Origin of the sequence: Maritimibacter sp. DP1N21-5, from assembly GCF_019218295.1 — a bacterium.
In the GTDB taxonomy this organism is placed as follows: domain Bacteria; phylum Pseudomonadota; class Alphaproteobacteria; order Rhodobacterales; family Rhodobacteraceae; genus Maritimibacter.
Window position 1 is genome coordinate 1,902,693 of record NZ_JAHUZF010000006.1, and the last position, 13,889, is coordinate 1,916,581.

The 13,889-nt window shown below is 66.6% G+C and carries 11 protein-coding genes; 8 read left to right on the forward strand and 3 right to left on the reverse strand.

Features of this window, described 5'->3' with window-relative positions; genetic code table 11:
- Positions 1-161 precede the first annotated feature (161 nt).
- From murJ to KJP29_RS17000, 3 genes are all read left to right on the forward strand, one after another.
- Positions 162-1,784 carry a murein biosynthesis integral membrane protein MurJ gene (murJ, locus tag KJP29_RS16990; RefSeq protein WP_218464693.1) on the forward strand — a complete coding sequence of 541 codons (1,623 nt, stop codon included), beginning with the start codon at positions 162-164 and terminating at the stop codon, positions 1,782-1,784.
- A 506-nt stretch (positions 1,785-2,290) separates the two neighbouring features.
- Positions 2,291-3,316 (forward strand): sugar transferase, encoded by a 1,026-nt coding sequence (locus tag KJP29_RS16995; protein ID WP_218464694.1) that lies wholly within the window; start codon positions 2,291-2,293, stop codon positions 3,314-3,316.
- 50 nt (positions 3,317-3,366) lie between these two features.
- Positions 3,367-4,467: a glycosyltransferase gene (locus tag KJP29_RS17000; protein ID WP_218464695.1), complete on the forward strand. Its 1,101-nt coding sequence runs from the start codon at positions 3,367-3,369 to the stop codon at positions 4,465-4,467.
- Here KJP29_RS17000 and KJP29_RS17005 read toward each other — a convergent pair.
- The 3 genes from KJP29_RS17005 to KJP29_RS17015 are packed head-to-tail and all read right to left on the reverse strand — an operon-like array spanning position 4,422 to position 7,719.
- Positions 4,422-5,345: a sulfotransferase gene (locus tag KJP29_RS17005; RefSeq protein ID WP_218464696.1), complete on the reverse strand. Its 924-nt coding sequence runs from the start codon at positions 5,343-5,345 to the stop codon at positions 4,422-4,424. The two genes, KJP29_RS17000 and KJP29_RS17005, sit on opposite strands and share 46 nt — an antisense overlap.
- Positions 5,342-6,517, reverse strand: a complete 1,176-nt coding sequence (locus tag KJP29_RS17010) for a glycosyltransferase family 2 protein (RefSeq protein ID WP_218464697.1) — start codon at positions 6,515-6,517, stop codon at positions 5,342-5,344. Before KJP29_RS17010 ends, KJP29_RS17005 begins: the two co-directional genes overlap by 4 nt.
- On the reverse strand, positions 6,514-7,719 hold the full coding sequence (locus tag KJP29_RS17015) for a glycosyltransferase family 4 protein (RefSeq protein WP_218464698.1): 1,206 nt from the start codon (positions 7,717-7,719) through the stop codon (positions 6,514-6,516). Before KJP29_RS17015 ends, KJP29_RS17010 begins: the two co-directional genes overlap by 4 nt.
- 249 nt (positions 7,720-7,968) lie before the next feature.
- Between KJP29_RS17015 and KJP29_RS17020 the strand changes: the two genes are divergently transcribed.
- The 5 genes from KJP29_RS17020 (at position 7,969) to KJP29_RS17040 (ending at position 13,866) form a co-directional block, all read left to right on the forward strand.
- The gene (locus tag KJP29_RS17020; RefSeq protein WP_218464699.1) at positions 7,969-8,805 is read left to right on the forward strand and encodes an ABC transporter permease; all 837 of its coding nucleotides are present in this window, start codon (positions 7,969-7,971) and stop codon (positions 8,803-8,805) included.
- Between the two features lie 2 nt (positions 8,806-8,807).
- The gene (locus KJP29_RS17025) at positions 8,808-9,665 is read left to right on the forward strand and encodes an ABC transporter ATP-binding protein (protein ID WP_218464700.1); all 858 of its coding nucleotides are present in this window, start codon (positions 8,808-8,810) and stop codon (positions 9,663-9,665) included.
- 106 nt (positions 9,666-9,771) lie between these two features.
- Positions 9,772-11,484 carry a DUF1800 family protein gene (locus tag KJP29_RS17030; protein ID WP_218464701.1) on the forward strand — a complete coding sequence of 571 codons (1,713 nt, stop codon included), beginning with the start codon at positions 9,772-9,774 and terminating at the stop codon, positions 11,482-11,484.
- Positions 11,485-11,513: 29 nt separating this feature from the next.
- Entirely contained in the window at positions 11,514-12,755 is a 1,242-nt protein-coding gene (locus KJP29_RS17035; protein ID WP_218464702.1) for a DUF1501 domain-containing protein, read from the forward strand.
- A gap of 55 nt (positions 12,756-12,810) precedes the next feature.
- Positions 12,811-13,866 carry an ABC transporter substrate-binding protein gene (locus tag KJP29_RS17040; protein WP_218464703.1) on the forward strand — a complete coding sequence of 352 codons (1,056 nt, stop codon included), beginning with the start codon at positions 12,811-12,813 and terminating at the stop codon, positions 13,864-13,866.
- Positions 13,867-13,889 lie beyond the last annotated feature (23 nt).

Below are 13,889 nucleotides of genomic sequence, written 5' to 3' on the forward strand. Positions count from 1 at the left end.
CGGGCACTTATCGGAGCCTTTGGCGCTCGGGCGGTTTGCGAGCCGCTTTCCGAGACGGCTTCCGGCGGACGGTAACCCGCGTTAAGAAGAGCCTGCAACCAGTACCGGGTGAACGCACTGTTTTCTTTGTCGCATATCGGACGGACCGGCGGGACGGCGGCATGAGTGTCGGGCAGGACGGACAGGGGCCCTTGGCCGGGCCGGCGCGGATCGGCGTCGCGGCGATCCTGATCCAGTTCCTTCTGCGCGCCCTCGGCATGGGCATGAGCCTGATCATCGCGGTGGGCGTGGCCTTCTTCTTCGGGGCGGGCGCGGCCTCGGACGCGTTCTTCTTCATGCGCCGGCTCATGGGCAACTGGACGCTGGTCGCCGATGCGATCACCCAGACCGCGCTGGTGCCGCAGATCGTGGGCGCCTTGGGACGGCACGGCGCGGCAGGGGCGTTGTGGCGGCTCAGACGGACCGAGATCGGCTTTGCCGTGGTCGGCGGGATCGTCGCGGTCTGCTGTCTTCTGTTCCCCGACGCGATCACCCGCGCCATGGCGCCGGGCCTTTCGGACGAGGCCTTCGAGCTGTCGCGACGCTTCCTTCAGTACCTCGGCGTGGCGCTGCCGGCGATTGCGGCGACCAGTGTCTCGGGGGCATTTTTAAATGCCTCGCGGCGCTTCACCGCACCGGTCCTGCTCAGGCTCCTGCCCCGGCTCCTGATCCTGCTGGCACTGGCGGGCGTGCCCTTCGGCTTCGGCATCGCGGCGGTCGCCATCGCCTCGGTTCTGGGACAGCTGATCGTCTGGGGCGTCTATCTGCGGGTGCGGCTTCGGGTGGTGGCAGAACTGGCGGCGCAGGAGGTCCCCTCGGACCAGACCCCAGACCCTGCACCCGAGGATAGACGCGGGCTGGCCAACCGGTCCGCCGCCGTTGCCATCACCACGACCTTCTTCGTGGTCTCGACCTTTGCCGAGAACTACTTCGCCTCGCTTGCCGGGGTCGGCGCGATCGCGATCCTGACGCTGGCGCAGCGGATTTCGAGCATCGGCGTGACCGAGATGATGCGCTCCATGCTGGTCGTCTATTACACGAGCTTCGTCGAACATGCGGCGGCGGGCGACCGCGACGCGGCGGTGGACGAGATCGCGAGCGGCCTTCGGCGGGCGCTCTTCTTCACCGCGCCGGTCGCGGTCTTTGTCGCGGTTCTGTCCGGCCCCCTCGCAGGCGCGCTTCTGGGCTACGGCGCGTTCGACGACGCCTCCGTCCGCATGGTCGCGGCGCTGGTCACGCTCTTCGCGCTGTCGTCCCTGTTCCAGACCCCGGCCAGCGTCCTGGAGGTCGCTCTCATGGCGCAGCCCGGGATCGGCCAGGCTCGGCACTTTGCCGTCGCCATGTCGGCGGCGCTGGTCCTGCGGCTCGGGCTCATGGCGTGGCTCGTGCCGGGCCTCGGGCTCGCCGGACTTGGCTGGGCGGCGATAGGCGCCACCCTGCCACAGACGCTTTGGCATGGGTATCGCCTGTCGCGCAGGCTGGGACCCGGCTTCGCCCCGCGGCTTGCTCGTGAGAGCGTGACGGTGGTCACGACGGCGCTTGCCGCTGGCGGGCTGGCCTGGCTGACGGCCGCCGCGCTCTCCGCGGTCGGCGCAGATGTGATGGGCAAGGCCGTGCAGATCGGACAGGTGATCCTGTCCGGCGCGGTGTTCATCGCCGCTTATGTCGGTATCGGGCTGGCACTGGGACAACCCGAGATGCGCCACCTCCTGTCGTCGCTGCGCCGCAGAATTCTCCGGCGCTGACCGCCCCTTCCGGAAGCGGAAACGGCGGACCTTTACCTACCTTCCCGAGACGGACCGCGGAACAGGCGAACGATTCGCGTTTTCACACGCGCAACGAGAGCTTCCCCAGCGTCACCCGTTAACGGTTGTTCGCGCATCGGAAACAATCGCCCTGAATTGGGGCAAAATCTTGGCATTCCGAATGACAGACCGGTTGTAAATGCCTGCGATCCTGCGGTTTTCCTTCCATTTCGCCACATTTTTTCCTTAAATGAATTCAGACTTTTTGGTGGCACGATCACGGCGGGGATGTGTTCCCCCGTCCTCGTGCGTCAGGAGCCTGGGGGAAGTAAATGTTTGACGAATTGGGCTACGGCGCCACTGCGGGCGCCGAGCAGGATACTTTTTTGCATCCGCAGCATCGGGACGACGCGAAACGGGACAGACTCGGCGGTTCGTACGCCGACGCAAGACGAGACCGACGCAGGGAAAAGCTGGCCTTCACGAGTGCTGCGCCGCAGCGCACCGTGGCGTCCACAAGGCCCCTGCGCAGTTGCGTGAGCGGCTACCTTCCCCGCAATCCCCTGCTGCATACGATCTATAACCGGGCCGTGGGCCTTGGGCTGCTGCTTGTCGCATCGCCTCTCCTGCTGGTGGTGACGTTCCTTGTGGCACTCACGCAGGGGCGGCCGATCTTCTACGGCGGAACCCGGCTGGGCAAGGACCGGCAGGCCTTCGAGATCTACAAGTTCCGCACGCTCGACACCCGGGCGGCGCAGGCGCTGACCGGGAACAAGGTCTTGCCGCGCAATTCGGGGATCGAAACGCCGCTGGGGCGCTATCTGCGGGCCTCACGGCTCGACGAGTTGCCGCAGCTTCTCAACATCGTGCGGGGCGACATGAACATCGTGGGTCCCCGGCCCGTGCGCGACGTGATCGCCGCCATCGAAGAGGCGAAGAACCCGAATTACGGCATCCGTTTCGCCGTGAAGCCCGGGCTGATCGGGCCGACACAGGTCTACATGTCGCATGGCACGTCCAAACGTCTGCGCGCGCGCTACAATTACAAACTCGCGACGCAGCCGGTGAGCTACCGTCATGAAGTGGCGCTATTTGTTTCCGTCGCGCTCGCGGTTCTGGCCAAGTCGGTGCGGCTGATCGGGCAGAAGCTCGTGGGGTCGAACCCGCGTCGCAAGGCCGATGACTGGGGCCTGACCTATGCCTGCCAGTCGGGGATCAATGCAACGGTCTGGCAGGTCGAGGGCTTCGACCTTGCGCTCCAGCACCGCAATTACCGCGGCGAGGGCCAGATCCTGATCCGCACCGGGCACGGTCTTCGGCGCGCCTCGGTCCGGCTGGTGCCCATCGAAAGCGACGCGCGTGGAATGACCCATCGGATGGAACCGAAGATCGAATTCGCCTCGCATCTGATCGACCGCTATCTGATGGACGATCCGGTCATCGCGCCGCGTCCGCCCCGCCGCAAGCGCGAGCAGGCACGTGTCGCCATCGTGGAAAAACACCTCGCACTGGCGCAGGTTTCGGGCCAGTAAGGGACGGCCCCCCGCCCTGCCACCGGGTGGAACCCTAGCCGGAGTGACCTGTGCCGCCTGACGCGCCCGAAATCGGGATCTTCCTGCCGCATCTGCGGACCGGCGGGATCGAACGAAGCATGATCCGGCTGTCCCCGCTCCTCGAGGAGCAGGGGTTCCGGGTCCGGTTCCTGTTGCAGCGGGCCGAGGGCGATCTTCTGGAGCGGGCCGGGTCGGTCGCCGATCTGGGGGCGGGCGGTATGCTGGCAGCGGCCCGGGCGCTGGAGCGCGAGCTGCGCGCCCGGCCCGTGGACATCCTTCTGAGCGCCACCAACGCGACCAATATCGCCGCTTTGATTGCCGCACGGCGCCTGCGCCGGTCGGCGGTGCCCACTGCACCCGCAGTGATCATTGGCGAGCATATCCCGGTGCGCGCCTTCCTTGCCACGCGCAAGCGTCCCTGGCTGCGCCCGGCGATCATGCGGGCGCTCTATGGCGGCGCCGATGCTCTGGTTGCACCGAGCCGACCGATCCTCGATGAACATGCCGCTATGCTCGGGCGTGCCTGTCCGCCGTTGAAGGAGCTGCCCAACCCGGTGGTAACGGAAGTATCCTCCCGCCCGCTTGCGCCGCAGGCCCGGCGGATCGTGAGCCTTGGACGGTTGAGTGCCGAGAAGGATTTCGCGCTCGCGCTTCGGGTCATGGCGGAACTGCCCGACGACTTCACGCTTACGCTCTTTGGCGAGGGTGATGAGCGAGAAGCGCTGGCTCGGGACATCGCGTCGCTGGAAATTTCGGAGCGGGTGACGCTCGCCGGGCGAACCGAAAACCCGGCCGAGGCGATGCGCGACGCGGATCTGTTTCTGTGCACCTCCAAGGTCGAAGGCTTCGGCAACGCCATCGTTGAGGCGCAATCGGTCGGGCTGCCGGTGGTGTCGGTCGACTGCCCCTTCGGGCCCGCGATCCTTCTGGCGGACGGCGCCGGGTGCCTCGTGCCAAACCGGGACGCCGCGGCGATCGCCTGGGCGTTGAGCCGCTTTTCCGAGGACCGGGAAGCGCGCGAGGCGGCACAGGGCGTTGGCCTCGCACGCGCCGGGAAATACACTGTCGCGGCTTCGGCGGCGGCCTATGCCGCGTTGTTTTCCGAGGTGCTCGCCGCGCGGGGACGGTAGCCGGTCTGGCTCCAGACCCAGTCGGGCCAGTCGCCGCCACTTGCCGCGGCGCGGGCCTTGTCGCGGCGCAATTGCCAGCGGCGCAACAGGGACAAGGGCACGAGCCCGGCGAGAACCGCCGTCAGTCCGACCAAGACGCGAAACCCCGGTCCGGGCGCGGCGCGACCTTTGCCGGAGAAAGAGGAATTGGCGGCATAGCGACTCGTCATCGCGGCGCTGTCGGACGGCAGGTCCATGTAGGCCAGAAGCCGTGTCCGAAGCGGGCCATCGTCGGCCAGGAGGTCCTCGTAGCGCAGGAGCATCCCCTGCCCTCTCCGCGCAAGGCGGCGCATCTCGCGGCGGTAAAGGACCGCGACGACGGTGCCCCGGATGATGTCGAGCATCAGCCGAAGACCCGGCTTGGGGTCGCGGCCAAAGCCATGCAGGCGCGACTGGACGAGCGGAACCAGCGCCCGTTCGACCATGAGGAAACGCGCCTCGGGGATCGCGACGCGGATTTCGGCGGCGAGCAGCGTGTGATGGGGCGACTTTTCGATCCAGAGGTCGGCGCCCTGTGCGGCGCAGAAGGCCTCCATAACGCGGCGAAACACCTCGGCGGGGCTGCCCGCACCCTCCATCGCTCGCAGCAGCGCATCCGGGTCGAGCCCGGTCAGGCGGGCGTAGTCACTGGCAAAGAAGGCCTCTGCGAAGGCCGCGCGGACGCCGGGGTCGTGCCAGTCACTGAAGTGGCGCGCGAAATGCGAGAAGAAGACGCTTTCGTGTACACCGTGGTGGTCGGGATGCTGGACCGCCGCCACCCCGGCCACGGCGGCGAGCTGATTGGCGAGCCACGTGGTCCCGGAACGTTGCAGGCCGAGGATGAAGACCGGCGGCTTCACCGTTCGGCCTCGTCCGTCGCGGCACCCATGTCGCGCACCGGGGTCCAGACCGACACACGCTCGCCCCGGTAATAGCGCCAAAGCCCGATGAGCATGGCGAGGTTCGATATGACGAAGAACATCAGCGGGCCTACGAGCGGCAGGCGGCGCAGTTCGGGCCGGACCCAGGCGGCGAGAACCAGCGCATAGGCCGCCGTCTGGAGCGAACCCAGCCACGACCAGAAGGGCGTCGTGCCGATAAGGAGCAGATTGGTCACGAAGGCTGCGATCAGGAAGACCGGGACGAGGCGGCGCAGGAACTTGTGCGAAAAGAGCTGCCAGCCATAAAGCCCGGTGCGCGCCGGGTTCATCAGGTGGCGCATCTGCATGAGCGCGGCCCAGCCCATCACGGTCGAACGCACCCGGCGGGCCATTTCGTCGCCCGCGCGTTCGGTGACATGCTCCCGTGCCTGCGCTCGGGGCTCGAAAGCGAGGCGGAAGCCCTGGTCGACGACACGGGTCGACATGAGGAAATCATCGGCCACGCCCTGCGGCAAAGGCGCGGTGAGCGTGCGGCGGATCGCATAGAGCGAGCCTTGCGCCGAGACGACGCCGCCCAGATCGCTCTCCGCCTGCTTCATCGCTTGGTCATATCGCCAGAAGAAACCGTCCGCCTTCGCGATGTCGCCGGTGCGGGCCACGGTGATCTTGCCGCAGACGCCGCCGACCTCGGGGTCCTCGAAGTGGCGCATGATCGCGGCCATCGCCCCGTCGTCCAGAAGCCCGTTCGCGTCGGAGAAGATGATGACGTCGCCTGCGCAGGCCGCGAGCCCCTGATTGAGCGCGCCGAGCTTGCCGGCACGTCCCGGCGTTTCGATGACCTCGACCCGGGGATCCTCGATCCCCCGCGCGATGGCCAGGGTGTCGTCTGTCGAGCCGTCCGACACGACAATGACCCGGACAGCGTGCCCATGGGGGTTCGACTGCGCGAGCGTGTTGGCGATCTTGGCCTCGATATGGTCGGCCTCGTTGTGGGCAGGGATCAGGAAGTCCACGTTGCGCGGCTGGACCGTCTGGGCGAGCCTGCGACGGCCGCGCAGCTTCCACAGCGCAAGGAGCGCGAGCGGATAGCCAACGATGGCATAGGCGATCAGGGCGACGGCGACCCAGAAGATCGCGGCGGTCAGGATCATGGGGTGGTCTCCTCGATCCGGCGCAGGAGCGCCTCGGCGGTTTCGTCGATGTCGAACTCGGCTTCGACCTTGGCGCGGCCGCGCCGGCCCATCGCTGCGGCGGCGGGATAGTCGGAGGCAAGGCTCATAAGCGCCCGGGTGAGCGCGGCTTCGTCGCCGGGCTCGGTCAGGAACCCGGTCTCGCCGTCCACGACCAGTTCCGGGATGCCCGAGAGGCGCGAGGTGACGACGGGACGAGCCTCGGCCAGCGCCTCCATGAGGACGACGGGGATCCCTTCGGACCGGCCTCCCGCCCCTTCGACCGAGGGCACGATGACCGCATGGGCGGCGCGCATCGCGGCCCGCACCGCACCTGCGTCACGTGGCCCGTGAAAGGTGATCCGGTCGGCAAGCGGGGCGGCCTGCGCCCGGAGCGCCGGCTCCATCGAACCGCCGCCAATCACGTCGAGATGCCAGGCAAGATCCTCGGGGAGTGCCGCGAGCGCGGCGATCAGGTGTTGCACGCCCTTGCGCGGAAGGAGCGCGCCGACGAAGAGCAAGCGGAGGGGAATCGTGGCATCCGGCGGCGGCGGAAGCGGCGCAGGATTGCCCAGCGCGACGCCGCAGTGAAGCACCTCGACCTGGCCCGCAGGCACCCCCGGGACGGCCTCGATGAAGTCCTTGTTGAACCGCGATATGGCGCGGACGAACCGGGCGGCGCGGGCCTTGGTCGCGAGCAGGCCCTGCGTCAGGAAGATGTCATGGGCATGGGCCGAGAAACTGAAGGGCACGCCGGAGAAGGTCGAAATGATCCAGGCAGCGGTGGCGGGATAGCCCGCGAACTCGGCATGGATATGCGCGGTTCCATCGCGGCGCAGCTGTCGCGCCATGGCGAGGGACTTGGGCAGAATGGCGAGAGAGGCAGTCAGCCGGGAAGGCTCGCGCCAGAAGGCCGCGACGAGCCGCGCGACGACCGGCAAGAACAGAGCCGGACGCGACAATCCCCAGAGAAGGCCGACGAGGCTTTCGCCTGTGATCCAAGGCAGGCCGATGCCACGCGCCACCACATGGGCGGCGTCGGGATGGGTGACTTCGCCGTGGCGGAACGGTTTGAGGTGAAACACGCCCAGATCGTGGCCGCGTGCCAAAAAATGGCGCGCGTTCGCGAGAACGAAGGTTTCCGTCACCTTCGGAAAATCACTGACCACAATCAAAATGCGCATTCGGTGCTCGTCTCGGTGCGGCCGTGTCGATGCCGGCCGCCGTTGGGAATCGTTCCTAGGCTAACTTCATGTCAAGAATACGGAAGTCTTGGTGACGTTCCTTGTCGCCGCATGGCAAGGTTCCCTGAGGCGCAGCCCTGCCTCAATAGAGAATATTTGCCACTCGAATGAGCCGGGCCCTATGGTGGACGGACCCTGCAGCGGCGCTTCAGGGAGGGGCGGCGGGGCGCGTCGGGAGGGACGAGCAAGGTGGAGACAACTGACGACAGCGTGGCGCGGTCGATTGTAGAGAGTGCCGCGCGTGCAGCGCGGCTTCGGCAGCGCAAGCGGGTGCTTCTGTGGCTGTCCTGGATCGTCATTGCGCTCATGCTTCTGGTCACGATGGAGGTCATCAACCGGATCGCCGGCAAACTGGTCATGCCAAGCCCGGTGGAGGTGGTCCGGCGCGGGATCGAGATGACCGGGGACGGCACCATTCCCCACGCGCTCGGCGAATCCCTGACAGTTCTCTTTCTGGGCTATGCGCTCGCCGCGGTGACGGGGATCGGCTTCGGCATCCTCTTGGGCGGTATTCCGTTCGCAGGCAAGGTCTTCGACCCCTTCGTGAACGCGATGAACTCGACCCCGGGCGCGGCCTTCATCCCGCTGATCATCGTCTGGTTCGGGCTTTATACCGAGGCGAAGGTCGTCGTCGTGTGGAACGCGGCGCTCTTTCCGATCCTGATCAACACCGCCGCCGGGATCGCCAATGCGAACCGGGAGCTGACCGAGATGGCGCAGTCCTTCGGGGCCGGCAAACGCGCGCTCTTCTGGCAGGTGATGGTGCCGGATGCGCTGCCCTCGATCCTCTCTGGTCTGCGCATCGGGGCGGCGATTTCGACCGTGGGCACCGTGATCGCGGAACTGACCATGGCGCAGTCGGGACTGGGTGGGCTCCTCGTCGCAGCAGGCAACCGGTTCCAGATGGATCGCTATTTTGCGGTGGTAATCGTGCTCATGGCACTGGGCACGCTGATCACCGCGCTCCTGCGCTATGCGGAACGCCGCCTCGGGCGCTGGCGCGTGTCGATGGCCGAGGGGCGCTGATCGTGACCGAACCGCTGATTTCGCTGCGCCATGTGGGCAAGTGGTTCAAGGATGGCCGGGTGGTGGCGCTCGAGGATGTGTCGCTCGACATCCACAAAGGCGAGTTCGTGAGCCTCGTGGGGCCGAGCGGATGCGGCAAGACGACCCTGCTTCGCCTCATGAACGGGCTGATCGCGCCTGACGTCGGCGAGGTTCTGGTGCGAGGCAAGCCCCCCACGCCCGAGGCTGATCTGGCCATGGTGTTCCAGTCGGCGCGGCTTCTGCCCTGGCGCAGCGTGGCGGGGAACATCGAGTTCGTCCTCGCCCTGCGCGGGTTGTCACGGCAGGCGCGGGCCGAACGCGCGATGAACCTGCTGGGCGTCGTGGGGCTTCGCGACTTTGCCGATGCCTATCCGCACGAATTGTCCGGCGGCATGCAGCAGCGCGTCGGGCTGGCGCGGGCGCTTGCCGTGGAGCCCGAAGTGCTCCTGATGGACGAACCTTTCGCCGCGCTCGACGCCATGACGCGCGAGACCCTGCGCGCGGAGCTTCACCGGCTTTGGGCGCGCCGCCGAATGGGCATCGTCTTCGTGACCCATGACATCGACGAAGCGATCTTCCTGTCGCAGCGGATCGTGTTGCTGCGGCCCCGGCCGGGGCGGGTCGATACCGTGATGGAGGTCGACCTGCCCGAAGCACGCGCCGATGCCGACCTGCGCGCCTTGCCCGCCTTCGCCGACCTGCGGGGCGAGCTTTGGCGGCGCATTCAGGGGATGGCGGGGGACGGGGCCGCGCTCGAGGAACTGGCCCATGCCTTCGACACGGAACTTGCGCCGGAGGATGGGTCGCGCTCGCCCGTTGACCCCCGCCCAAGGTCGTAATTGGGAAAACGAATTTCCGGCATAGAGTGCCTGAACACGCGTCACGGCGTTAGATTTCCCTACCGTAACGGCGGGGCACAATCCGCGCGCGGTGGGAGGAAAGACCATGGCAACGCTCAATGCCGGATCGTTCGATCCGATCGGCGAAGCCGACTGGTCACGCGACTTCGCGGGCCATTTGCTTGAACGGGCGGGCTTCGGCGGCACGCCCGAGGAGATCGACCGGCTGGCCGCCATGACGCCCGAGGCCGCGGTCGAGGCGATGCTCACGGGCAGCGACACCTCTGCCTTGCCCGCCTTCGACCCCTCTGGTGTCTGGGACGAAAGCCTGAAGGATTTCCCCCCGAGCCGGCCCGCCGCGACCGAACTCGCCGAACGCACCGGCGAGGCGATGGGCGTCAAGGTCAAACCCGGCGGAGCCCGCCCGCTTCAGCCGGTGACCGACCGCTTCTTCTACTGGCTCAGGGCGACGCTTCTGGAAACCCGGAGGCTTGGGTTCTGGTGGATGAACCGCATGGTGGCGAGCCCGCATCCGCTCGAAGAAAAGATGACGCTCTTCTGGCATGGGCATTTCGCGACGAGCGAGGAAAAGCTGCGCGACTACCGAAAGATTCAGCAACAGATCGACACGCTGCGCCGGGGTGCGCTCGGAAATTTCGGAACCCTCCTCAGTGACGTGTCCAAGGACGCGGCCATGCTGGTCTTCCTCGATGCCGCCCATAACGTGAAGGGCGCGCCGAACGAGAACTTCGGGCGTGAGGTCATGGAGCTTTTCACGATGGGGGTCGGAAATTACTCCGAGACCGACATCCGCGAAGCTGCTCGTGCCTTCACCGGCTGGGGCAACAACGACCTCGACTTCCGCTTCGACGCGGAGAAACACGACGACGGCGAGAAGCGGTTCCTGGGCCGGACCGGACGCTTCGACGGCGATGACATCCTGCGCATCATCCTCGAACAGGAGGCGACCGGGAATTACATCGCGGCGAAGATTTATCGCTTCTTCGTCCGAGACAGCGTCTCGCCGGAGCTGGCCGCGACGCTCGGAGCGTTGCTGCGCAACGCCGATTACGAGATCACGCCCTTCCTGCGCACCCTGTTCCTGTCGCAGGATTTCTATGCCGAACCCTCGCGCGCGTCGCACATCAAGTCGCCCACGGAACTGGTCATCTCGACCTACCGCAAGCTCGGGCTCGACACCCTGCCCGGTGTGCCCGACCCCTATACCGTGGGCAAGACGCTGGGGCAGATCCTGCTCTATCCGCCCACCGTTGCGGGCTGGGGCGAAGGGAGAAGCTGGATTACGCCGGGGCTTCTGTTCGAACGGGGAAATTTCGCGCAGGCGGTCTTATTCCCCGACATGATCAGCTTTCGGGACCCCAATCTCGACCCGGGCGGCGAGGTGCGCCGGGTCAACCGAAACATCAACGAGGGGATGGAGATCACGGCGGCCACGCTGGAAGACGGGGCCGCCGACAGCTCGACACAAGGTATTCGCGAGACCTTCAACACCCGCTACGCGAGCCTCCAGGGCTGGCAGGAGGCGATGCGACGCGTGAAACCGACACCGCGAACGCCGGGGCAGTTCCGCCTGTCCGCGATGATCGGTCCTGCCCGCACACCCGCCGAGGCGGTGGACGCGCTGGCCGACCGGTTCCTGCGCAGCCCCCTCGACCCGCCCGCACGCGACGCGATGATCGCGAGCCTCACGCGCGAGATCGGGACAGAGGACCTTGCCGACGCGGGGAGTTATCTCGAACATCCCCTCCGCCTCGTTGCCCACGGGATCATGAGCACGCCGCAATACCAACTGGCCTGAAGGCCGCGCGAACACTTCGGGAGGAGACGATGACGAAACAGCCGAAACTCACCCGCGCCGACCGCGACAGGCTTCGCGCCGGTGGATATGACAGCATCGTTCTGGAAGGTGCGGGCGGAATCACCACTTCGCCGGTCTGGTCCAAGGTGGCAGGCGCCGGAACAACCGACCGCATCCTCGTGATCGTCGAGCTGTCGGGCGGGAACGACGGGCTCAACACAGTGATCCCCCACGGCGACGACGCCTATTACCGGCACCGCCCGCAGCTTGGCATCCGGCGTGAGAACCTGATCGAGATCGACGACCATTTCGGCTTCCAGCGCACGATGCGCGGCTTCGAACGGCTCTACAAGGACGGCCGGATGGGGATCGTGCACGGCGTGGGCTATGACCAGCCGTCGTTTTCACATTTCTCCTCCATGGCCTTCTGGCAGACCGGCGCGCCCAACAGCGGCGAGGCGCATGGCTGGCTGGGCCGGATGGCCGACGCCATCGACCCGCTGGGCCACAATGCCAATTTCCTCGTCAATATCGACGATCACCAGTCGCTCGCCGTGAACGCGAAGGACCATGTGCCGCTGGTGTTCGACGATCCCAACAAGTTCACCCGGCAGATGTTCGAGGAACAGGCCGCGATGATGGACGCCGTGGACCAGCGCGGCAATGGCGACGCCAACCCGGCACTCGACTTCCTCAAGGAGATCGCGGCGAGCGCCTCGACTTCGGAACAGCTCGTGCGTGACGCCTGGGCCAGTTACCGCACGCCGGTGGACTACGGACTCGCGCCCTGGGGACTCGAGAAGGTGGCGGCGCTCATCGCCGCGGATTTCCCGACGCAGGTCTATTATGTCCCGTACCGGAACAACGCCTTCGACACCCATGTCTACCAGAAGGACCCGCACGCCCGGCTCTGGTCCTATACCTCGGACCATATCGCGGCTTTCATCGCCGACATGGACCGGCTCGGGCGCGGCGACGACGTGGTCCTCATGGCCTTTTCCGAGTTCGGGCGCCGCGTGCCCGAGAACACGAGCCTCGGCACGGATCACGGCACGGCGGGGACTGCCTTCGTCATCGGCAATCCGATCGCAGGCGGGCATTACGGCGCGGTGCCGAGCCTTGAAGACCTCGACGACGGCAACCTGAAATACACGACCGATTTCCGGCGCATCTACTCGACCCTGATCAGCGGCTGGATGGGGCACGACACCCCGTCGGCGATCCTGAACGACGAATTCGCGCCCCTCCCGGTCTTCGACCGCCCCGGATGACCTTGACGATCCGACGCCATGTGAACCCCCTGACGACCCCGAAAGCGAGACCGAAATGACCCAGACTTTCCGCATTCTCCCCGCCCTCTTTCCCGCCGCAGGCCTTGCCGGCCTGATGGCGCTGCCCCTCCCCTCGACCGCGCAGGAGGCGATGCCGGAACTGAGCGTCGCGCTCGGCGTGGTGGACGCCAACTTCAACCCGACCACGGCCTCGGTCTTCCAACTGGCCGAAGAGCTTGGCTATTTCGAAAAGCACGGCGTCAAGGTGACCTACGTGAAGCTCGACGGCACGCCGCAGGCCGCCGCCGCGCTTTACTCCGGGTCTGTGGACCTCGCCGACATCTCGATCGACACGGCGTTGAGGCTAAGGGCGGACAACGACGTGGCCGTGCGCGGCGTCGTGGCAAGCTCCATCGGCAGCGCTTTCCTGATCGCCGCCAAGTCCGAGATCGCCTCGGTGGAGGATCTGGAAGGCCGCAGCTTTGCCATCGCGGACTACGGCAGCCTCGACCACGCGCTGACCCAGGCCGTCTTTACCGAATACGGCCTGTCACCCGAGATGCCCGACTATGTGGCCATCGGCGCCCCGGACGTGCGCATCCAGGCGCTGGCCGCCGGCAAGGTCGACGCGACCACGGTGTCCTTCGGCACCTATTCCTCGATCGGCGCGGTCGACAGCGTGCATGTAATCGTGCCGCCGGACGAGTTTTCCAGCCGCTCGCCCGCACTCACGAAATTCGTGGCGGGCCTCGAAGAGACGCTGACCGAGAAGCAGGACGCCGTCCAGCGCTTCACCGCCGCACTCATCGAGACTTCGCGCGACATGCAGGCCGATCCCGACCGCTGGGTCGACATCGCCGCCGAGAAACGCCCTGACCTTACGCGCGAAAGCCTCGTCCAGAGCGCCGAACTCAACGCGTCCCGCTGGTGCATCAACGGTTGCATGTCGCCCGCCGAGCTTGAGAAGACCCTCGCCTTCATCTACGGCAAGCCGGACTTCGAAGGCGTCGCCGTCATCGATTACGCCGACATGAGCGACCTGTCCTTCACGGAAAACGCGATGGCCGAACTGGGCGACGCAGAGGGCTTCGGGCTCGACCTGCGGAACTGAAGCCGGACCCCTGCGCTCATGCG

Excerpts from the sequence above, each read along its gene's own strand:
- KJP29_RS17040 (WP_218464703.1), top strand. The coding sequence starts at position 12,811 with ATGACCCAGACTTTCCGCATTCTCCCCGCCCTCTTTCCCGCCGCAGGC.
- murJ (WP_218464693.1), top strand. The coding sequence starts at position 162 with ATGAGTGTCGGGCAGGACGGACAGGGGCCCTTGGCCGGGCCGGCGCGG.
- KJP29_RS17010 (WP_218464697.1), bottom strand. The coding sequence starts at position 6,517 with ATGATCCTGACCGCCGCGATCTTCTGGGTCGCCGTCGCCCTGATCGCC.
- KJP29_RS17035 (WP_218464702.1), top strand. The coding sequence starts at position 11,514 with ATGACGAAACAGCCGAAACTCACCCGCGCCGACCGCGACAGGCTTCGC.
- KJP29_RS17030 (WP_218464701.1), top strand. The coding sequence starts at position 9,772 with ATGGCAACGCTCAATGCCGGATCGTTCGATCCGATCGGCGAAGCCGAC.
- KJP29_RS17015 (WP_218464698.1), bottom strand. The coding sequence starts at position 7,719 with ATGCGCATTTTGATTGTGGTCAGTGATTTTCCGAAGGTGACGGAAACC.